This window comes from Desulfonatronovibrio magnus, from assembly GCF_000934755.1.
GTDB classification, from domain to species: Bacteria; Desulfobacterota; Desulfovibrionia; order Desulfovibrionales; family Desulfonatronovibrionaceae; genus Desulfonatronovibrio; species Desulfonatronovibrio magnus.
This window is the reverse complement of the sequence record NZ_KN882184.1, coordinates 40012-61435: the sequence shown is the minus strand read 5'-3', so window position 1 is coordinate 61435 and position 21424 is coordinate 40012. Positions and strand designations below refer to the sequence as shown.

The window sequence follows — 21424 nt, the reverse complement described above, 5'->3', positions numbered from 1 at the left end:
AAGGCTGAAGGTTGAAGGTTGAAGGTTGAAGGCTGAAGGCTGAAGGTTGAAGGCTAAAGGTTGAAGGCTTAAGGCTGAAGGCTGAAGGTTGAAGGTTGAAGATAGGCATTCCTTGTTCCCAGGCTGGAGCCTGGGAACGAGTGGTGTAAGTTACTCGCAGGTTCGGTCCCGGGCCGCCCGGGTGAGGAGCTTCTAAAGGTCGGACAGTCCCAATGCCCAGCGACTGTCTCAGCTTTTGCCTGAAGTTTCTTGCTTTTTGTTGCAGCAACGAATGAGTAAGCTACTAAAAGAAGATGTCTGTCTTTGCCCGTGTTCTAAGAGAAGGGCTGGATTTTGTGAGTTATTAATGCAGATCATAGTGAGTTAGGAGGGATTTGATCATGTTTGAAACCAGGAAAGAAGACATAAAAAGAATTAAAGACAGGATTGAGCACAGGCATGCTGAAGTCAGCAGGCTGGCTGGAAAGGCCATTCAAGCAAATTCCGGTAATGAGATTGAATATAAGCAGTTAATGGAAAGCCTGGTTATCAAGCATCAGGAACTCAAGGACAAAATTGCAGAATTGGAAACAGTCAAATCATCCCTGGAAGAATTAGAAACTCAGGCTGATCTGATGTGGGAAGCTTTGCTGAAAAAATACGATAACGCCCAGTCAATCTTTGAAAAAGAAATTGGGGAAAATACTGTATTAAACCAGTTTCCGCGCCGCTTAGAAGATGAGTAATCCATGTTGGAGCCTGCTGTTATGGAAGAAAAATTAATACTGTTGCGACATGGTGAGAGTTTATGGAACAGAGAAAACCGATTTTCCGGATGGACGGATGTCGATCTTTCAGAACAAGGCATTGCTGAAGCTCAGGAAGCAGGTAAGATTCTTAAATTCAAAGGTTATTCTTTTGATATTGCTTACACTTCCGTCCTCAAACGCGCTGTGCGTACTCTTTGGATTGTTCTGGATGAAATAGACCAGATGTGGATTCCAGTTGAACGTTCATGGCGTCTAAATGAGAGACATTACGGGGCATTACAAGGTATGTATAAGGAGGAGACTGCAAAAAATTTCGGAGAAGAACAGGTTTTCCTCTGGCGCAGAAGCTATGATATCCGGCCGCCGGCTTTGAATAAGACTGACAAAAGGTATCCAGGTTATGATCCGCGTTACCGGGAAGTGAAAAATAGCGAGCTACCCTTGACTGAGTCTTTGAAAGATACGGTCGAGCGCTTCTTGCCCTATTGGCACGGATCAATTGCTCCTGATCTCAAAGCAGGGAAAAAATGTATAGTGACAGCTCACGGCAATAGTCTGCGTGCACTTGTTAAATATCTAAACAATGTATCGCATGATGACATTGTCTCGCTGAATATTCCTACAGGAATACCACTGGCATATGAACTGGATGAAGATTTGCGACCTGTTAAGCATTGCTATTTGGGTGATTCTTGATTTGTGGCGTGGATGACAGAGGCTGTTGAGGCCTATCCAGAGCAGCTGGAAGGAAAGGATCAGTCAGCAGTCAAATCCAGTCAATTATTGTTACATGGCATCAGATATATAAGCCTTATTTAATAAAAAATGGATTAAATATAGGAAATTCATCACAGGAGGTGGAAATACAATGAACAGCAGTAAACAGGAAGAATTTGTGTTGTGGTTTGAAGATATTGGTTCTGATGATCTTTCCAGAGTTGGAGGCAAGAACGCCTCTCTCGGAGAAATGATCAGTGCTTTGAAAGAGCAGGATATTTCAGTTCCAGACGGGTTTGCCACAACAACACAGGCATATTGGAAATTTATTGATGAAAACAGGATGAAGGAAAAACTCACCAGTTTGCTTGATGACTACCAGAAAGACAGGAAGTCCCTGAAACAGACAGGCAAAGCCATTCGCAAGCTCTTTAATGAAGGTGATATGCCGGAAGATGTTTCCAGGGCCGTAAGGGAAGCTTACTCGGAACTAAGCAAAAGGTACAGTACTGACGCAGCGGATGTAGCGGTCCGTTCCAGCGCTACAGCAGAGGACATGCCTGAAGCCAGCTTTGCCGGCCAGCAGGAGTCTTTTCTAAACATTACCGGTGAGGACTCTCTAATGGAGGTGTGTAAAAAATGTTTTGCCTCCCTGTTTACTGACCGGGCCATAGCCTACCGTGAAGAAAATAACTTCAAGCACATGGATGTTGCTTTGTCTGTAGGTATACAGAAGATGGTCCGGTCAGATCTAGCTGGTTCCGGAGTATTGTTCACTCTGGATACTGATTCAGGGTTTCCTGATGTAGTGCTCATCAATGCTGCGTGGGGGCTTGGTGAAAACGTTGTTCAGGGTACGGTCAATCCCGACCAGTATACAGTTTTCAAACCATTTCTTGGTAAAGAGGAAATTGATCCCATTATTGAGAAGACGCACGGGTCCAAGGAAAAAAAGATGGTTTACGCGGACGCGGGCAAAACCCCCACCAGAAATATTAAAACCACGCAAAAAGAGCGTGATTCTTTTGTCCTGACAGATGATGAAATTGTACAGCTTGCCCGCTGGGGCGCTGCAATTGAAAAGCATTACGAGAAGCCCATGGACATTGAATGGGCCAGGGAAGGTGAACATGACCACATTTATATTGTCCAGGCCCGGCCTGAAACTGTGCACTCCCAGAAAGCTGCAGCTACCCTTAAGACTTACAGGCTCATGGAAGAGGGAAAGCGTCTCTTGACCGGCCTGAGCATCGGGCAGAGCATTGCCACGGGTAATGCCGCGGTGATTAAAAGCGCGGATCAGATAGGCAAGTTCAAGGACGGTTCCGTACTTGTAACCACCATGACAGATCCGGACTGGGTGCCCATCATGAAAAAGGCTTCGGCCATTGTTACTGAGCTTGGGGGGCGTACCTCTCACGCGGCCATAGTCAGCAGGGAAATGGGCATCCCGGCCATTGTCGGAGCAGCGGATGCCACCACAACCTTGAAAAATGATCAAAAAATTACAGTTTCCTGTGCTGAAGGGGACAAAGGCTACGTATATCAGGGGTACCTTGAGTTTGAGGAACAGGACCTGGATCTTGAAAAGGTTCCGGACACAAAGACCGATATCATGCTCAACATAGGCGCCCCTGAAGCTGCCATGCGCTGGTGGAAGCTGCCCTGCAGGGGTGTTGGTCTGGCCAGGATGGAATATCTCATCAACAATGTAATCAAGATTCATCCTCTGGCCCTGACCAGATTTGATAAGGTGAAAGACAAAAAAGCCAGGTCCAGGATAACGGAGCTGACCCGTGGTTATGAAGACAAGGAAGAATATTTTGTGGAGCTTCTGTCCCGGGGTATTGGTGTAATAGCTGCTTCCAGACATCCTCATCCGGTAATCGTGCGCATGAGTGATTTCAAGACCAATGAATATGCTGATCTCATCGGCGGCAGGCAGTTTGAGCCTGATGAAGAAAACCCCATGCTGGGCTGGCGCGGTGCGTCCCGCTATTACAGTGACGAGTACAGGGATGGATTCGCCCTGGAATGCCGGGCTATACGCAGGGTCCGCGAGAAGATGGGCTTTGCCAATGTGGTGATCATGATTCCTTTCTGCCGGACACCTGCGGAAGCTGACAGGGTCCTTGAAGTTCTTGCTGAAAACGGACTGCTGCGCGGGAAAAAGAATCTTGAGGTTTATGTCATGGCGGAGATCCCCAGTAATGTCATTGAGGCGGAAGCCTTTGCCAGTCGATTTGACGGGTTTTCCATCGGCTCCAATGATCTTACCCAGCTGGTTCTGGGCATCAGCCGCGATTCAGAAAAACTGGCTCACCTCTTTGATGAAAGCGAAGAATCCGTCAAACGTATGATCAGCATGCTCATTGAAACCGCACACAAGCATGGGAGCAAAGTGGGCATCTGCGGCGAAGCCCCCAGTAATGACAGTGAATTTGCCGCCTTTCTGGTTGAAGAGGGAATTGATTCCATTTCTCTCCAGCCGGACAGCGTGATCAGGGTTATTGAGCGGGTGGCCGAGCTGGAGAGAAGTGAATAACTTGAGAGTTAAAGATGAAAAATAAACAGGAACTACAGGAAACAGCATGGCATACTAAGGACAGCAGCGACTTGTTGTCTGAATTTGAGACCGATAAACAGCAAGGTCTGTCCGGAGATGAGTCTAAAAAACGCAGGGATAAATACGGTCCCAACAAAATTCGCACAGGGGAAAAAAAATCCTGGTACGTCATCCTGCTGCACCAGTTTACAGATCCCCTCATCTATATTCTGCTCATAGCTGCTGTTGTATCTCTATTCATACAGGAAATCATCGATGCCTCTGTCATCATGGCAGTGGTCATACTTAACGGCGCCATCGGCTTTATTCAGGAAACCCGTGCCCGCAAGGCCATTCAATCTCTTGCCGAGATGAGTGCTCCCAAGGCCAAAGTCATTCGGGACGGACAAAAGGAGGAGATCAACAGTGAGGATGTTGTACCCGGCGATATTGTTGTCATGGCCTCAGGGGGAAGTGTTCCGGCTGATTGCCGCCTGCTGGAAGCCAGAGATCTGGCAGCTGATGAATCCGCTCTGACCGGAGAATCTGAGCCTGTAAGAAAGCAGACCGAAGCTGTGGATGATGATAAGGCCGTTCCCGGAGATCAGTACAGCATGGTTTTTGCCGGAACCCATATCACCTCAGGCCGGGGCAAGGGTATTGCGGTGCGCACCGGAGAAGTAAGCGAACTGGGCCGCATTGCTGAGAAGACAAAGGAAATGGGGGATGTGGAAACACCCATCCAGGAAAAGATGGCCTGGCTGGGTAAAGCCATTGGCGTGGCCGTGTTTGTATTATCCCTTGTGGTTATTGGCATGGGTCTGCTCATGGGCTGGGAACCGCGGGAGATTATTCGAACCGCGGTAGCCCTGGCTGTGGGTACGGTTCCAGAGGCCCTGCCCATAGTACTCACTGTGACCCTGGCTGTGGGCGTCCAGCGCATGGCGAAAAGAAACGCCATAATCCGGCAGCTGCCCGCTGTGGAAACCCTGGGTTCAACCACTGTGATCGGCTCTGACAAAACAGGGACCCTCACAGCAAACCAGATGACCGTCAAGGCAATCTGGACCGGGGGCAACCGTTACCAGGTAACCGGAACAGGATATAACGCGGACGGAGAAATAAAGTCAGACCAGGAAGATAAAGAAGAAGGTGATGAGGCAGTCAAAAAGATTCTGCTGGCCGGGCTTCTGGCCTCAGAAACCGACAGTCTGCCGGACAAGGAGGAAGGCGGAGGTGGCGATCCAACAGAAATGGCTCTTCTGGCCAGTGCCTTAAAGGGTGGATATGACCTGAAAGAGACCAGGAATGAGTATTCCCAGCTGGATATTATTCCTTTTGAATCTGAACAGAAGTTTATGGCTACTCTCAATGAAACCCCGGACGGTACTGGGGTTTTCCTTAAAGGGGCACCTGAAGCTGTGCTGGAGCGGTGCAGCAGACAGTTGACCTCAGACGGGGGGGAGGAAGATCTGGATAAGGATAAGGCCAGGGAAACGGCTAAAGAGCTGGCTGATGAAGGCTACAGGGTTATTGGTCTGGCTCTGGGCTCCACGGACCAGAAGAATTTTGACGGCAATGATCCGGGAGATGGGCTTATTTTTGCCGGATTTCAGGGTCTGGAAGATCCGGTCCGTCCAGAGGCTGTGGATGCGGTCAAAGCTGCCCATGAATCCGGCATCCGGGTACTTATGCTTACAGGCGATCACGCGAGAACCGCCAGGGCCATCGGGCATCAGCTTGGCCTTGATGACGAGGACGGTCGTGCTGAAGAGGGCCGCAATCTCGAAGACATGTCTGATGATGATATTGATGACCTTGTAAAAGAAGTCAATATCTACGCACGCGTTTCACCGGAGCACAAACTAAAGCTTGTGGAAACCCTCAAGGGGCATGGTCATATAGTGGCGGTCACAGGAGACGGAGTCAATGACGCGCCTGCACTTCAGGCAGCTCATCTGGGAGTGGCCATGGGCAAGGCTGGAACTGATGTTGCCCGCGAGGCTTCGGACATGGTGCTGGCGGATGATAATTTTTCCAGCATAACCAATGCCGTGCGCGAAGGCCGGGTTGTTTTCGCAAACATAAGAAAGGTCACCTACTTTCTGCTTTCAACTGGTGTGGGGCTTGTAATCACCATACTCTCCGCTCTTTTCGGCCCATGGCATCTGCCTTATGTGGCAGCCCAGGTATTGTGGATCAATCTTGTGACCAAGGGGCTGCAGGACGTATCCCTGGCATTTGAACCAGGTGAGCCCGGTCTGCTTCGGGAGCCGCCCCGTTCTCCAAAAGAGGGTGTAATCAATAAGCCTGTGCTTATGCGTATGATCGGTTTCGGCATCTACATGGCCATTGGAACACTGGCTGTGTTCTGGTGGGTTGTGCAGCAGGATGTTTCTCTGGAAATGTCTCGAAGCGTTGCCATGACCCAGATGGTTATGTTCCAGTTTTTCCATGTCTTTAACTGCCGTTCCATGCACAGGTCGCTTTTTCAGATGAATCCCCTGGGCAATCCGTATTTGCTGGGCAGCGTGGGGCTGGCTCTGCTGGCACATCTGGGAATTCTTCATGTGTCCTGGCTGCAGGCGGTTTTCAGCACCGAACCTTTATCCCTTGAAATATGGGCGGTAATTGTTGCGGTAAGTGCCACAATTATTGTGGTCTCCGAGATAGACAAGATGTTCATCCGCTGGAGTAGAAAAAAAGCCGCAGAAAAAAGAAGCAATAAACAGCACACCACTGACAATAAGGAGTAAATTATGCATGACAAAACAAAACGACACAGCAAGGTGGCCATAGTGGGCACCGGCCTTGTGGGCATGTCGTATGCCTACGCCATGACCATCAAAGGACTTGTAAGAGAGATCAGCCTCATTAACCGCACACCTGAAAAGGCTGAAGGCGAGGCAATGGACCTGAGTCATGGACTGCCGTTTACAAAGCCGGTTGATATACGCTCAGGCGGATATGAACTGTGCAAAGACGCCCAGATGGTGGTCATTGCTGCCGGAGCCAATCAGAAAGAAGGTGAGACCAGAATGGACCTGGCCAGGCGTAATGTCAAAATTGTTGAAGATGTTGTGCCCAGGATTATGGAGCACAATCCTGACCCAATCCTGGTTATGGTCAGCAATCCAGTGGACATTCTTACCTATGTGGCTCTCAAGGTTTCGGGTTTGCCGCCGGAGCGGGTGATAAGTTCAGGCACTGTGCTTGACACCATGCGCTTCAGGTACCTGCTTTCCGAATTTTACAACATAGATTCACGTAATGTTCACGGCTATGTGATAGGCGAGCACGGCGACAGCGAGGTCCTGGTCTGGAGTCGGGTCAATATTGCAGGCATTTCCCTTATGGACTGGTGCCAGGCCTGTTCAAGATCCATTCATTCCAAAATGCCCGAGATCGAGGAAGACGTGCGCAATGCAGCTTATCATATCATCGAAAAAAAGGGTGCCACGTATTATGCCATAGCCCTGGCCATGAACCGCATTACTGAAGCTGTATTCATGAACCAGCAGAGCGTGCTTACAGTGGGCACCTTGATGAAAGGGGAGTACGGCATTGAAGATGTCTGCCTGTCCCTGCCCTGCGTTCTGGGATCCAAGGGAGTCAGCTATGTGTTTTCAAATCCCCTGGCAGAGGATGAAGAAAGGGCTTTGCAGGATTCAGCTAAAGTTCTCAGAGAAGGCCTTGATTCTGTGGGATACTGATAATGTTGTCACCCAAAAATAAGGTTATCCGGCAGGAAACAGCTTGCCTGCTGAGTATTCTGTGTCCCTGGTTCAGGCTGTGTTGCTGTATTTCAATAATAAATCAAAGCAGACGGAGGTGGTTATGATATCAAAGAAAAAAGTCCTGATTGTGGTAGGACCTCAAATGTTTAGAGAGTTTTTAAGGTCCTTGCTTGAGGAGGAAAATAACCTTGAGGTTGTGGATGAAGTTTTTGACGGCATTGAAGCGGTTGAAGCTATTAAAAAACATGAACCGGACCTTCTGCTGCTGGATCTTTTTCTGCCCAGGCTCAGTGGAGTGAGCGTGCTTAATTCGGTGAAAAATGAATATCCGGATATGAAGGTGATGGTGCTTACAGACTACAAGTCTGATCAGCACGTTGTGGATGCCTTTGAATCCGGGGCAAACGGTTATTGCATAAAAGACACCAGCAGGGATGAGATGATGATGGCCGTGAGCAGTATTGTGGCAGGCCAGAAGTTTGTTTGTACCGACATTGCCGAAGAGGTGGTGGAAGGATACCTGGAAGGACGAAAAAAAAACAAGGAAGATGCTGACTGGGAGATAATTACCCAGCGAGAACGTGAAGTGCTCAAGCTTCTTGCAGAAGGCTACAAAAATAGAGAAATCGGGGAGATGCTTTATATCAGCGCCAAGACCGTGGAAAAGCATCGGTCCAACATCATGAACAAACTGGGACTTCGCAATGTGGCGGCATTGACCACCTTTGCCATGGAACACGGCCTGGTGAACGGGGCAGGCAATCCATATCTCATACCCGGAGTCGCAGTCCCGGACAGCAAAGAGGAATCGGCATACATGAACAGACTGATATCATCCAATTAAGCCGATATATGTATATTATCCGGGAGTTAAAAGTTAATTGTAAAGATAAAGGTAACTATTCACCATGCTGGGAGTACAGCCTGCATCCTGATTTGTTTTCTGTTGCTGCAAACTCCCAGCACGAGCCCGTAAGTCAAAACCATTTGTTTATTCAAGCAGCCCAGAGGCCTGTCCCTGTCCATGATTTTGACTAACGGGCTCAAAGCTGGTCAAACAAGCAGCAATGGCGAAAACAAATCAGGATGCAGGCTTTATCTGGAAGTAGAGAAATGTGGTGAACAGATACAGATAAAGAAACCTGGTGACGGACTTTAGTTGCTTTAAAAAAGATCAGGAGAGATTAATGCAAAAGACGGAACATGTTCAGGTAATTGAGAACCAATGGATAACCATGCGAGACGGCTGCAAACTGGCTGCCAGGATCTGGCTGCCTGAATCTGCCGGCCACAAGCCGGTGCCTGCAATTCTGGAGTATATTCCCTATAGAAAAAGTGATTCCACAGCCCAGCGAGACTCTCAGATACACGGCTTTTTCGCCCGAAACGGTTATGCGTGTATCCGGGCTGACCTGCGCGGAAGCGGAGATTCTGAAGGAATTCTAAGAGATGAATACCTACAGGATGAGTTGGACGACGGGCTGGAGATACTGAGATGGATTGCGGCCCAGAAATGGTCTAATGGTAAGGTGGGAATGATGGGCATCTCATGGGGGGGATTCAATGCCTTGCAGATAGCCGCTCTGCAGCCTCCGGAACTTAAAGCCATTATCACGGTGTGCTCTTCAGATGACAGATTTGCCGATGATGTCCACTATATGGGTGGATGTCTGCTTACAGACAAGCTTTCCTGGGCCTCAACCATGTTTTCCTATAACTCCTCTCCTCCTGATCCCGATGTTGTAAAAGACAAATGGAAGGATATGTGGCTGGACAGACTTGAAGGCAGCGGATTGTGGATCAAAAAATGGCTCAAGCACCAGAGACGGAATCATTACTGGAAACACGCTTCTGTCTGTGAAGACTACAGCGCCGTTCAGATACCTGTATACGCCGTGGGAGGCTGGGCTGACGGATACTCCAATACCATTTTCAAGCTGCTCTACAACCTTGAGTCACCGGTCAAAGGTCTTGTGGGCCCATGGGAGCATAAGTATCCGCACATGGGAGAACTGGGACATGGTATGGACTTTCTGGGGGAATGTCTCAGATGGTGGGATAAATGGCTCAAAGGCAAGGAAACCGGAATTATGGATGAACCGCGCTTGCAGGCCTGGATGCAGGATTCAGTGTCTCCTCTTTTGCGAGAAAGTCCTGGCCGCTGGATACAGGAAGATACCTGGCCGTCGCCCAGGATTGAACATGTAGAATATAATTTTGATTTATATGGTCTGCACAGGGAAACCAAAGTAGATGAAGCAGCAAAAAAACCCATGAAAATCCAGAGCCCTCTGAGCGTGGGGCTTTTTGGAGGAAAATGGTGTTCCTACAATCATTCCATGGATCTTCCCTGGGATCAGCGTCAGGAAGATGGAGGCGCATTGACTTTTGAGACAACTCCTCTTGAAAGACGTACAGACGTGCTGGGCAAGCCGGAAGTTGTACTGGAAGTTTCTTCCAGCAAGCCCCAGGCCATGGTGGCGGTGAGGCTTTCCGATATAGCTGAAGATGGAAGAGGCACCAGGGTAACCTTTGGCCTGCTTAATCTGACGCACAGAGACAGCCATGAATTTCCCGAAGAACTCGAGCCTGATAAGAAATACATAGTAAAAGTACCAATGAACTATCTGGCTCAGAGCTTTCCGGCCGGGCATAGAATCAGACTGTCCGTTTCAACATCCTACTGGCCTCTGGCCTGGCCATCCCCGGAAGCAGCGCGATTGACCGTACATCCGGAAAATTCAAAGCTGATTCTGCCTGTGCGTGATTCAAGCCAGGCTGAACATGACATACTTCCATTTGACTGTCCTCCACCTCTTGAAGGAATTGAAACACGGGAACTCAGGGAAAAGAGAAAGGAATGGACTGTGCTGCATAATCTGCACAATAATCTGATCAAGGTGAATGTGATCAACAATGAACCCATAATATATCTTGAATATAACGATACAGCTATGCAAAGAGATGTTCAGGAGATCTATTCTCACTATTCAAACAACTATGACTCAGTCCGTGGAGAGGTTATCTCCACAAGGAGTTTTGAAAGGAATAAGCGAAAGCTGTCCGCCACAACCAGAACCATAATGACCTCTACGGCTTCACATTTTAAAATTCTGGCAACTCTTGACGCCTATGATGGAGAGGTAAGGATCTTCAGCAAAAGCTGGGATGAGTCCATTCCCAGGGACATGATTTAGCCCTCCGGCATAAAAAAGGAGGTAATAGTTTAGACCTTTGAAAGTGTCGCTGCAGTGTTACAAAAGGAGTTTATTGCATGTCAAAAAAGAATATATTCATTGTGGGGCTTGATGACTTTAATAAAAGGTTTCTAGAAGCACTGCCCGAAGCAGAGGAGTGCGATTTTTATTCAGCACTGGATTATTCAGAGATCAGGGATGTGGAATGTTTCAACATGAAAGAGCTGATAAACAAGGCCATAAAGAGGATGGAATCCTTTGAAGGCTCCATTGACGGAGTAGCTTCATACTATGATTTTCCGGGTACTGATCTGGTCCCGGTGCTGGCAAAGCGGTTTAATCTTCCCGGTCCAAGTCTGGAAAGCGTACTCAAGTGCGAGCACAAATACTGGAGCAGGCTGGAACAGAAAAGAATTGTTCCTGAACATATAACTGATTTTCAGGTCTTTGATCCCTGTGAAGACCATTTATTGGAAAAAATTGAAGTCAAGTTTCCTTACTGGATTAAGCCCATCAAGTCTTTTAAGTCATTCATGTGTTTTAAAATAGAAAATGAGCAGGATTTCAGCAGAGCCATATCCGAAATCAGAGAAAGAGTGGGCTTTATCTGTGAACCTTTTGTGTATTTTATTGAAAAGTATGCTCATCTGCCGCCTGAGGTTTCGGACTTGAAAAAGCTGTGCCTGGCTGAATCTCCCATGGGAGGATTTCAGGTTACTCTGGAAGGTCACTGTTTTGAAGGCGAGGCTGTGGCATATGGAATAGTGGATTCCATCCGGGAGAAAGACGGCACGTCATTCGGCAGGTACCAGTACCCAACAAATCTGCCTCTGGAAATTCAGCAGAAGATGGTGGACATAGCCAGAAAAGTCATAACCGGCATAGGATTGGACAATTCTCCGTTTAATATTGAGTTTTTCTATGATCAGTCAGCTGACCATATATATCTGCTGGAGATCAACCCCAGGGTTTCTCAGGCCCATACCGAAATTTTTTCCAAGGTACACGGTCATTCCCATTTTTCCATCATGGTGGACCTGTGTCTGGGCCGCAAACCTCCCATCATGGAGAAAAAAGGCTCTTATAACGTGGCCGCGCATTTTATGGTCCGGCACTTTGAAGACGGAGTTGTGACCAGTGTTCCCAGCCAGGAAGATATTAAAACAGTTCATGACAAGTTTCCTGAGACTGAAATTAAAATTCTGTTCAAAGAGGGCGACAGGCTGTCTGAGCTTGCAGCTGTGCAGAACAGCTACAGTTATGAATTGGCCAACATTTTTGCTGGAGGAAGGGATGAGCGGGACATGCTGGAAAAATACCATTCTATTCTGGAAATGCTGCCTCTAAAAATAGAAAAGATGGAATAAAAATTATCGCACTTTAACCAGGAGAAATTACATGCACCAATTAGAAGGAAAAACGCTGATTTTGACAGGAGCTTCCATGGGTATAGGTAAAGCCCTGGCCCTTAAACTTGCCGGGCACAAGGTTAATCTTGTAATCAACGCCCGCAGTGAAGGTCGGCTTATAGAAACCCGGGATGAATGTTTAGAACTTGGTATATCAGTGGAGTACACAGTTGGAGATGCCTCCAAAACCAGAACAGTCCAGGCTATGGCTGAAAAAGCCGAGTCCATGGGTAATTTTTCTGGTTTTATTCACGCTGCCGGAGTGCTTAATCCAGGGCCTTACATATGGGAAATAGAGGAACATGACTTTTTGACTGTTTTTCAAGCCAGCGTGCATGCTGCATTTCTTTTGATTCAGCAGTGCGTTCCCAAATTTCTTAAAAAGGAACAGGGTCTTGCAGTATTTTTTGGATCCGGGGCAGCGGAAAAAATCCAGCCCGGCATTGCCGCATATTGCGCTGCCAAAGCAGCTGAAGAGCATCTGGCCCGTCAACTCGCAGCTGAAGCCAGTAAAATAATCACCTTTGTGTACAGGCCGGGAATTGTAGAAACCAGAATGCAAAAGCAGGCCAGGGAATCCAGCGGGGGTGCGGCCGAAAAAGTTCAAGAAGTGTTCAAGTCGTGGAAAGAAAAGGGAATGCTTATCTCTGCTGAAGAATCAGCATCCGCTCTGGTGGATCTTATGTCAGCGGACCTGAAGAGACTTCATGGCAAAGTCTGGGACGTGCGTGACCTTGGTGGATAAATATATGAAAAACAGGGAGTAATAATGGCAGAAATACATGAAATGAAGAATTTTCGCGATGATCGTCACGTTTTCAGGGACCGCGCGGATGCAGGCAAAATGCTGGCCATGATGCTTCAGCCGGAATACCCTTTACCCAACGGACTAATGGTTCTGGCCATTCCCTCTGGAGGGGTCCCGGTGGGATTGATGGTCAGCAGGAGCTTGAATTTGCCGTTTGATCTGGTGATCGCCAGAAAACTAAAGATACCTGACAATCCTGAAGCCGGGTTCGGGGCCATGGCCCAGGACGGTACCACATTTTTAAATGATCGTCTTCTTGCCGGACTGCATTTAAGCGAAGCCCAGATTGAGGAAGAGAAAAAAAGGGTCGCCGGGGAGTTAAAAAAAAGAAACGCTTTTTTTCGTCATGATCGTCCTTTTCCAGTCGTTGCAGATAAAATAGTTATTTTGGTTGATGACGGTCTGGCTTCCGGACTCACCATGCAGGCTGCGATTGACATGGTCAAAAAGGCTGGGGTTAGTCAGATAACTGTAGCTGTTCCCACTGCCCCGCTGAAAACAGTTGACCGTATATCCACGGAGGTGGACAAAATATACTGCATCAATATCCGTACAGCGCCGTTCTTTGCTGTAGCTGAAGCATACAGCCACTGGCATGACCTGGATGAACAGGAAGTAACAGAAATGCTGGAGGCCTGAAAAAGTTATGAATCAAAACTTCATCAAGTCTTGCGGCTTTGCGGCTTTTTTGCTGGGACGCTGTTGATGCTTCTATGCATAGTCACTGCCATGGGCTGGTTATAGCCCAGCCCCTTTTTAAAGCAGCAGGGCGATAATAACATTATTTTTCTAAATATCTGACCATTGTTCTACTGGCAATGAGGTGTCAGGATGACACAGAAAAGCCCTGATCATTTAACTGATCAGGGCTTTTTCATGTAAGGATTCGCCTGGTAATCCAGATTTGTCTAACTGCCGATATTTGCTATGTTTAGATAGTTCTTCACGTCAATGACACCGGCGGTGAATTCAGCAGCATGGTAGGCCGATTCTTTGGCAATCCAGCTGGGAACTGTTCCTGTTAGTTCCACCTCTCCGTTTTCTACTGTTACAGTTACGTCTTCAGCTAATACAGCAGCCCTGACTTCAAGAGATCTTACGATGTCTTTGGCAATGTCCTGGTCTATAATATCTCTTGTGGGAACGATTGCCAGATGGTTATTGATTGCGATCACCCCTGGTTCTGGAGCTACCAGCTCTTGAGCATAATTTTTTTTCCAGAAAGCATCTACAGTTCCCCGCAAATCTACAATCCCGCCTCTAACCTGGACTTCCATATCCTGAATATTAATATCAGGGTTCAGGGCGAGTACGTTCTCTATTCTGTTTTCAATTGCTTTATCAGCGGGGGTATGTACATCAGCTGGATAAGTTACTGTAAGGCGGTTATCCACCATGGTAACTCCTTGTACTTGAAGGGCATTGCTGTGTGCACTGGTAAAAGACAGATAAGTCGGCACTTCACCGGAAAGAATTACTTCACCGTAATTTACCTCTACCCGGATATCGGATGCATCCACCCGGTCGTCTCCATACAATTCTTCAATTACATTTTTTTTGATTTCTTCGTCAGGGATTACTGCAGCCCAGGCAAATGAAAATGCAGTCAGCATTGAGAAACAAATCATAAAAGATAATAAACGCAACATATTTTACTCCTTTAAAGTTTATGTTTCACCTGAAAAATAATTTTGCAGATGTTTAAAAATCGTCTCGCTATGGAGCGCTGGATCCGGCAGTCATTTTATGCCAAAAATACTTATGCCGAGATGATACTTGTTTAGTTATTGCCGGAGACATTCTTATCTTCGAGTAGCATATGCAGCCTTGATCAAGGATAGCTTTTTGCATGAATGTCGGTAAAGAATGCGAGCAACTTTAACAATCATCCCGCATCTGATCCAGGGACCATTTTATTACATAGCCACTTTTGCATGATAAATTAAGATTGTTATTGTGCTGGTCTTACGGAGCAATTTTATTTTACAACTGAGGCCAGGAAACAACAATCAAGTTTTCAACTCCTCTTACTCCGGGAGTAAGTACAGCTGAATTGTGTGCAGCTTCCCAGACAGGCCAGCTTGGTACCGTTCCAGTCAAGGTGACTTTTCCGTTTTGAACTCTAACGTCTATGTCTTCAGATGATACCAATGGATTGGATTCCAGTGATAATGACACCCCATTGGCAACATCCTGGTCAAGATAGTCCTTATCAGGGACTATTGCCAGATTATTGGTTATGGTGAGTACTCCTGGTTCAGATGCAACCAGGGTTTCCGCGTAATCCTTTTTCCAGTAAGCATCCACGGTTCCGCGTAAGGTAACATTTCCTCCTGTGACCTTGATTTCTTTATCCTGAATGTCAATATCAGGGTTTCGGTCAAGCTTGTCTTCCACAAAGGATAATAATTCAGAAGCAGCGGGTATAGTTACTCCCGGAGGATAACTGACTATAAGCCTGTTATCCACACTGACTACGCCTGGTATCTGCAAAGCATTGCTGTGTGTGGCTGTAAAAGAAAAATATGTAGGCACTTGACCTGAAAGGGTGACCTTACCATTGTCTACTTCTACACTTACATCTGATGCGTTGATGCGAGGATCTCTATATATTGCATCGACAATACTGTTTTTAATCTCTTCATCCATTAGGGCCATGGTAAAAAAACCTCCTGTTAAATGGTTAAATGAATATAAGACAACGTAACAGTTTAGCTTTTTGCATGTGGCACGGGTACAGGCTCTTCAAGTCCTTGCTAAATTACGTCTGTGTTTTACATCAGCAAAATACAAAGGCTGGGAGAGCCAGTCCTTTGCTTTCCTTAGAAAGGAGCTAAACTATTACAAGGAAACTAATATCTATATGCTTATTAATAAAATCTGATTTCTGGAATATTCAGTTACACTTAATACAATAACCGTCTTAAGGCCATCACTGGTGATAATATTTTAGTTCATTGAATTTAAGGACAGAACTAACCACATACTGCTGTAAACTAAACTGTTACCACTGACGTGATATAGTGACACCAGCACTTCGACTTGAAAGTTCTTCCAAAACAAGCATTCATGTGACTCTTTTTAAAAGGTATGCAGAATCAAGCTGCTGTGAATAGGGGAGAAACAGTAAATAGCTTTCAGAAAGGCTGTATGAATTTATTGATGACGATTAACACTAAAGAGACATTTAATTTGAGATGGAAGGAGACAGGCTCTCCCAGTACTAATTTTTATCTGCTGATAAAAAAAAATTTAATGAAAAATATGTGCTGGAATACCTGTCCCCGATGGCCGAAGCAGCAATTTACACAAAGTGTCGATGTGATATTAATTTGAACTGGATGAAGAGAATATAAAATACTGTAAAACCCTTATTGCAGATGAATGATTTTGGTCCTTATGTTTATATCAACTACCTGTCTGTAAGATGAGAATGAAAATTCCTATTAACCCAGTCTGGATTTTGAAATTGAGAACATGGAACTGACTTTCAGTGACTTACTCGTGAAATGCTGTCAAAAAAAAGAAATTTAGACAGGATTAACAGGATTGAAGACCTTTTAGCCTGACCTAAGCCTGTCCCGTATAGTTGCTAAAAGAGCAGGCCTGAAGGGCATTACGCTGGGAGGGGGTATAAAAAAACTTTTTTCTTAATCCATCTCTTAACCCTGTCTGACCCTTTAAGAAAGATGAAAGCGTTTCTGCGGAGCAGGGTTTAACTGGGGCCTACCCTGATAAACCGGGATTTCCCAATGAAAAGTAAGGTTGACCCGGCAAGCCTTTGGGGAGTTTAACTGAGGCAGATCAAAAAACATTGCCAAAAAAGATGAAATAATTTCAGAGAATAAGGATAAACCAGGTACTGCATGAAACAGGCCGTTCGGGGAACCGATTGCTCAACGATTGAAAAAGGAAGTTTACACCGGGCAGGAGAATCAACATCTCCTGGAATGTGGTCATGGGCGTTCTTTGACTGGGGCAGCAATTCTTACGCAACCATAGTGCTCACCTTTGTATTCGCAACCTACTTTTCACAGATGGTTGCAGGCGATGAGGTGACTGGCGCTGCATTGTGGGCGACGACCCTTGGTATAACCGGAATACTGGTGGGTATCGGAGGGCCTCTGCTGGGCGCCATTGTTGATCAGACCGGACGACGCAAACCCTGGATTGCCGGATTCAGCCTGGTATGTATCCTGGCAACCGCATCTTTGTGGCTGGTAAAGCCTTCTGTGGAGTATGTTATCCTCGCTTTGCTGCTTGTTTCCATCGGTGAAATAGGGATGGAATACGCCGGAGTTTTCTACAATGCCATGCTGCCCAGACTGGCGAACTCCGAGAGGATGGGCCGCTGGTCGGGGTGGGGATGGAGCATGGGCTATCTGGGTGGACTTATGGCTCTGGTGGCCGCGTTGACAGTAATAACCCACGGGGAGCAGTGGTTTGGACTCGATGAGCAGACGGCCGAGCCTGTAAGGGCTACTTTTTTCCTGGCTGCGGCCTGGTTCGCCTTGTTTTCGCTTCCCATGTTTCTGTTTACGCCTGATCAGCCGGGCACGGGAAAAGCTGTGGGCCGGGCGGTCAGAGATGGAATAAGGCAACTGGGACAGTCAATAAGACAAGCTCGGGAATACTCGTACATTGTGCGCTTTCTCATCGCCCGTCTCCTGTATATTGATGGTCTGGCAACTGTATTTATTTTCGGAGGGGTTTATGCCGCCGGAACATTCGGTATGAGCCCGCGGGAAGTTCTTGTTTTCGGCATTGTGGTCAACATAACAGCGGGATTTGGGGCTGCTTGCTTTGCCTGGATTGATGACTGGTTCGGCAGTAAAAAAACTATTCTCTTATCCCTGTCCGGATTAATCATCACTGGTTCTGTGATTGTTCTGACTGAGTCTGTAATCCTGTTCTGGGTCTCTGCCCTGGTGCTGGGGATCTTTGTCGGACCGGTCCAGGCTGCCAGCCGCACTTACATGGGCCGGGTGGCCCCTGAAGCTCTGCGAAACCAGATGTTCGGCTTATATGCTCTGTCAGGCAAGGTAGCGTTTTTCTGCCCACTGTTTGTAGGAGCTGTCACCTACCTGGCGGATAGTCAACGGGCCGGGATGAGCGTGGCGCTTTTTTTTTTTGCTGCTGGTTTTGCCGTGCTGCTGAAAGTCCCTGAGGCTTCAGATATTCAGCAAGTGAATGATCCTGGCAAGTCCGTATAAAAGCCCGATAATAAAAGGCTGATCAAGAGGAAATGATTCATAATGACTCAGCCTGGAGATCAAATAACAAACCGAGTTATGAGCGGAGTGGAAAGTTTTTTTCCGGACGCTTCGCGCTCAATGCGATTTCATGTTTGCAGCTTTCAGAAACGCGTAATGCTCCACGTCAAGTCCGTATCGGCTGTATAGAACCTAAACAGCAGGAACTTGCAAATTTACGGAAAAGATGTAATTTTGCATTGGATTTCTACGAAACCACTGGAGAAACGCATGGCAAACAGCAAGCATATTATTCCAAGACTCCTGACGTGCCCGGATTATTCTTTTTTTCTTTTTGGTCCACGAGGAACTGGAAAAACAACATGGCTCAATGATGTCCTTGGAAATTCATTGAGACTTGATCTGCTGGACTCATCTCTCCACTTGGAACTTATGAAGGAGCCGCATCGTCTTGAAGCCATGATCGCCCACCTGAAAAGCGATGAATGGGTGGTTCTGGATGAAATTCAAAAAAATCCTGTACTCCTGGACGAAGTTCACAGGATTATGGAATCCAGGGGGTTGAAATTCGCGCTTTGCGGATCGTCAGCACGCAAGCTGAAGAGAGGAGGAGCCAACCTTCTGGCCGGACGGGCACTGACTCTGAATATGGAAGGGTTTTCAGCTCACGAACTTGGCAGCGGATTTAACCTGAATATGGCTCTGAACTGGGGAATGCTGCCCATGGTTCTCAACAATCCCCAACTGGCCCCGGATATCCTTGCAGCCTATGTTGATACTTACTTGCAGGAAGAAATAAGAGCTGAAGGTCTGATTCGCCATGAACCGCCTTTTTTGCGCTTTATGAGCATAGCCGGTCAGATGAATGCCCAGATGATCAATACTCAGGGGCTGGCCAGAGACTCAGGGGTACCCAGAAGCACGGTTGATGGATACTTTTCCATCCTTGTGGACACATTGCTTGGAAATTTTCTCCAGGCCTGGCGCCCGGGCTTTAAAGTCAGAGAAACGGCCAGGCCGAAATTTTTCTGGTTTGATCCAGGTGTTGCCAGAGCCGCAGCCGGGTGGTTGCGCGATCCTGTAGACAGAGCCTGGCAGGGCACGGCTCTGGAAACTATTATCTTTCATGAACTCAGAGTTTTTAACCAGGTGAGCCGAAAACACCGGCCCATTTATTTTTACAGAACACCATCCGGAGTTGAAGTGGATTTTATTGTGGAGACCGCCAGAAAAAGGTCAGGATCTCCTGGCCGGGTTGTGGCCCTGGAAGTCAAGCTTTCTGATGCATGGCGCAGAGAATGGGAAGCTCCTATGCGTTCTCTGAAGAGCCAGAATAAAATTGATGTGGAAAAAATGATTGCCGTATATACAGGACAGAGGGTTTACAGGTTTGACGGTCTGCATGTCTTGCCGGTGGAGCAGTTTATAACCGCCCTGCATCAAGGTGATATCTTTTAATCCCGTAAGTTTTCATTTGACTGAATAGATTTAGCAGCCGACTGATTAAACTTGTGAGTTCATTTTTGCCATGAATGACCATTGGGAGCATTACGAGTTTTTTGAAAACAAAATATGAATAGGGTGTGTTAAGGCTATCTTTTTGTGTGAAAAGCTATAAACTACGGCATGGCACGGCTTCCTGCCCGGAGGCTTACAGTCCGGAGGGGGACTGTCCCTGGCTTCGGGACTGTCCCCATCCATTTTCAAAAAACTCGTAATGCTCCCATGACCATTGGCGGCCCGAGTGAAACTGATTGATCATACGGACCTGTCCGAAGCGTTTAAACGGATTGCAGCGGGTTCAACAGACATAAATTCTCAGCTGGAGCTGTAAAAATTAACTTGACAACTCCAATTTTTGCTGAAAAATGGAATCATGTACTCCAGAATACTGAATCAACCTGCCAAGAAAAGCTTTTTCCTGTTCGGACCCCGGGGTACTGGCAAATCCACCTGGGTCAGGGCCGAGTATCCAGACTCAGTATATGTCGATTTGCTGGATTCCAGACACTATACCTCCCTGCTGGCAGGCCCCTATCGCCTGATTGAATTCATTCCCCCCGGTTATGATGGCTGGGTGGTCATTGATGAGGTGCAGCGCGTACCGGAACTGTTGAACACTGTGCACCAATTAATCGAAAACCAGGGACTTAAGTTCATCCTCACCGGTTCCAGCGCCAGGAAACTGCGCTCCAGGGGGGTCAACCTCCTGGCCGGCCGGGCTGTGACCAGGTCCATGCATCCTCTTACGGCTGTTGAGCTTGGTCCGGATTTTTCCCTGGATCAGGCCCTTACCCGCGGTCATTTGCCGGCCGCCTGCACCGAACAGAATCCAGCCGACTATCTGTCCGCCTACGTACACACCTACATTCGCGAAGAAGTCCAGCAGGAGGGTCTGGTCCGCAACCTGCAGGCCTTTGCCCGGTTCCTGGAAGCGGCCAGCCTTTCCCAGGCCTCGGTACTGAATATTTCCCAGGTGGCCAGGGAGTGCGAGGTCAACCGCAAGGTAGTGGAAGGCTATTTCCATATCCTGGAAGACCTTCTGCTGGCCTGGCGTTTGCCGGTGTTCACCCGGAAGAGCAGGCGGCGTATGTCCGCACATCCCAAATTCTTCTTCTTTGACGCCGGGGTATTCCGGACACTGCGCCCCAAGGGGCCTCTTGACCGGCCCGAGGAGATTGACGGCGCTGCCCTGGAAACCCTGGTCTTCCAGGAGATCAGAGCGGTCAACGACAATCTGGGGCTGGGATATGACCTGTATTACTGGAGAACACCTGAAAATCAGGAAGTGGATTTGATACTCTACGGAGAAAAAGGCCTCATCGGCATTGAAGTCAAACGGGCAGGGGCCATCAGAAACCATGACATCAAAGGCCTGCGGGCTTTTGCTCGGGACTATCCCATGGCCAGAGCCTATATGTTCTATGGCGGACCTCATCGCCGCCACCTGCCGGGCATTGAAATTATCCCTCTTGACCAGGCCCTGCCGGCATTGCCCGACCTGCTAAGCCAGAGCAGGACAGAATAGAATCTCTTAACTCCCTTCCCA

Annotated in this window: 15 protein-coding genes; 13 read left to right on the top strand and 2 right to left on the bottom strand. The window is 47.5% G+C overall.

Features of this window, described 5'->3' with window-relative positions:
- Positions 1–380 precede the first annotated feature (380 nt).
- The 10 genes from LZ23_RS20190 to LZ23_RS20145 all read left to right on the top strand — a co-directional run bounded on the left by LZ23_RS20190 (position 381) and on the right by LZ23_RS20145 (position 13801).
- Positions 381–725 (top strand): hypothetical protein, encoded by a 345-nt coding sequence (locus LZ23_RS20190; protein WP_045217142.1) that lies wholly within the window; start codon positions 381–383, stop codon positions 723–725.
- 21 nt (positions 726–746) lie between these two features.
- A complete protein-coding gene (gene gpmA / locus LZ23_RS20185) occupies positions 747–1445 on the top strand; it encodes a 2,3-diphosphoglycerate-dependent phosphoglycerate mutase (protein ID WP_045217165.1) in 699 nt (232 codons plus the stop codon).
- A gap of 172 nt (positions 1446–1617) precedes the next feature.
- A complete protein-coding gene (ppsA, locus tag LZ23_RS20180) occupies positions 1618–4011 on the top strand; it encodes a phosphoenolpyruvate synthase (RefSeq protein WP_045217141.1) in 2394 nt (797 codons plus the stop codon).
- A 14-nt stretch (positions 4012–4025) separates the two neighbouring features.
- Positions 4026–6767, top strand: coding sequence for a cation-translocating P-type ATPase (locus LZ23_RS20175; protein WP_052507557.1), 2742 nt, complete (start codon positions 4026–4028; stop codon positions 6765–6767).
- A 3-nt stretch (positions 6768–6770) separates the two neighbouring features.
- A complete protein-coding gene (locus LZ23_RS20170) occupies positions 6771–7724 on the top strand; it encodes an L-lactate dehydrogenase (RefSeq protein ID WP_045217140.1) in 954 nt (317 codons plus the stop codon).
- Positions 7725–7848: 124 nt separating this feature from the next.
- Entirely contained in the window at positions 7849–8592 is a 744-nt protein-coding gene (locus LZ23_RS20165) for a response regulator (RefSeq protein ID WP_084591160.1), read from the top strand.
- Between the two features lie 343 nt (positions 8593–8935).
- Positions 8936–10945 (top strand): CocE/NonD family hydrolase, encoded by a 2010-nt coding sequence (locus tag LZ23_RS20160; protein WP_045217138.1) that lies wholly within the window; start codon positions 8936–8938, stop codon positions 10943–10945.
- A 77-nt stretch (positions 10946–11022) separates the two neighbouring features.
- Positions 11023–12312, top strand: a complete 1290-nt coding sequence (locus LZ23_RS20155) for an ATP-grasp domain-containing protein (protein ID WP_045217137.1) — start codon at positions 11023–11025, stop codon at positions 12310–12312.
- Positions 12313–12343: 31 nt separating this feature from the next.
- Positions 12344–13099, top strand: a complete 756-nt coding sequence (locus tag LZ23_RS20150; protein WP_045217135.1) for an SDR family NAD(P)-dependent oxidoreductase — start codon at positions 12344–12346, stop codon at positions 13097–13099.
- A 24-nt stretch (positions 13100–13123) separates the two neighbouring features.
- On the top strand, positions 13124–13801 hold the full coding sequence (locus LZ23_RS20145; RefSeq protein ID WP_045217133.1) for a phosphoribosyltransferase: 678 nt from the start codon (positions 13124–13126) through the stop codon (positions 13799–13801).
- 269 nt (positions 13802–14070) lie between these two features.
- Here LZ23_RS20145 and LZ23_RS20140 read toward each other — a convergent pair whose 3' ends face one another.
- Together LZ23_RS20140 and LZ23_RS20135 are read right to left on the bottom strand one after the other, a co-directional pair.
- Positions 14071–14811 (bottom strand): BON domain-containing protein, encoded by a 741-nt coding sequence (locus tag LZ23_RS20140; protein ID WP_052507556.1) that lies wholly within the window; start codon positions 14809–14811, stop codon positions 14071–14073.
- 334 nt (positions 14812–15145) lie between these two features.
- Positions 15146–15820 (bottom strand): BON domain-containing protein, encoded by a 675-nt coding sequence (locus LZ23_RS20135; protein ID WP_045217132.1) that lies wholly within the window; start codon positions 15818–15820, stop codon positions 15146–15148.
- Between the two features lie 1208 nt (positions 15821–17028).
- On the opposite strand from LZ23_RS20135, the gene LZ23_RS20125 reads away from it, so the two are divergent.
- The 3 genes from LZ23_RS20125 to LZ23_RS20115 all read left to right on the top strand — a co-directional run bounded on the left by LZ23_RS20125 (position 17029) and on the right by LZ23_RS20115 (position 21403).
- Positions 17029–18375: an MFS transporter gene (locus LZ23_RS20125; protein WP_045217129.1), complete on the top strand. Its 1347-nt coding sequence runs from the start codon at positions 17029–17031 to the stop codon at positions 18373–18375.
- A gap of 270 nt (positions 18376–18645) precedes the next feature.
- Positions 18646–19833 carry an ATP-binding protein gene (locus LZ23_RS20120; protein ID WP_045217127.1) on the top strand — a complete coding sequence of 396 codons (1188 nt, stop codon included), beginning with the start codon at positions 18646–18648 and terminating at the stop codon, positions 19831–19833.
- 418 nt (positions 19834–20251) lie between these two features.
- Positions 20252–21403 (top strand): ATP-binding protein, encoded by a 1152-nt coding sequence (locus LZ23_RS20115; protein WP_045217158.1) that lies wholly within the window; start codon positions 20252–20254, stop codon positions 21401–21403.
- The last annotated feature ends 21 nt before the right edge of the window (positions 21404–21424 follow it).

Coding starts and splice junctions, on each gene's coding strand:
- LZ23_RS20165 (WP_084591160.1), top strand. CDS start 7,849: ATGATATCAAAGAAAAAAGTCCTGATTGTGGTAGGACCTCAAATGTTT.
- LZ23_RS20135 (WP_045217132.1), bottom strand. CDS start 15,820: ATGGCCCTAATGGATGAAGAGATTAAAAACAGTATTGTCGATGCAATA.
- LZ23_RS20155 (WP_045217137.1), top strand. CDS start 11,023: ATGTCAAAAAAGAATATATTCATTGTGGGGCTTGATGACTTTAATAAA.
- LZ23_RS20115 (WP_045217158.1), top strand. CDS start 20,252: ATGTACTCCAGAATACTGAATCAACCTGCCAAGAAAAGCTTTTTCCTG.
- ppsA (WP_045217141.1), top strand. CDS start 1,618: ATGAACAGCAGTAAACAGGAAGAATTTGTGTTGTGGTTTGAAGATATT.
- LZ23_RS20175 (WP_052507557.1), top strand. CDS start 4,026: ATGAAAAATAAACAGGAACTACAGGAAACAGCATGGCATACTAAGGAC.
- LZ23_RS20150 (WP_045217135.1), top strand. CDS start 12,344: ATGCACCAATTAGAAGGAAAAACGCTGATTTTGACAGGAGCTTCCATG.
- LZ23_RS20190 (WP_045217142.1), top strand. CDS start 381: ATGTTTGAAACCAGGAAAGAAGACATAAAAAGAATTAAAGACAGGATT.
- LZ23_RS20145 (WP_045217133.1), top strand. CDS start 13,124: ATGGCAGAAATACATGAAATGAAGAATTTTCGCGATGATCGTCACGTT.
- LZ23_RS20140 (WP_052507556.1), bottom strand. CDS start 14,811: ATGTTGCGTTTATTATCTTTTATGATTTGTTTCTCAATGCTGACTGCA.
- LZ23_RS20160 (WP_045217138.1), top strand. CDS start 8,936: ATGCAAAAGACGGAACATGTTCAGGTAATTGAGAACCAATGGATAACC.
- gpmA (WP_045217165.1), top strand. CDS start 747: ATGGAAGAAAAATTAATACTGTTGCGACATGGTGAGAGTTTATGGAAC.
- LZ23_RS20125 (WP_045217129.1), top strand. CDS start 17,029: ATGAAACAGGCCGTTCGGGGAACCGATTGCTCAACGATTGAAAAAGGA.
- LZ23_RS20120 (WP_045217127.1), top strand. CDS start 18,646: ATGGCAAACAGCAAGCATATTATTCCAAGACTCCTGACGTGCCCGGAT.
- LZ23_RS20170 (WP_045217140.1), top strand. CDS start 6,771: ATGCATGACAAAACAAAACGACACAGCAAGGTGGCCATAGTGGGCACC.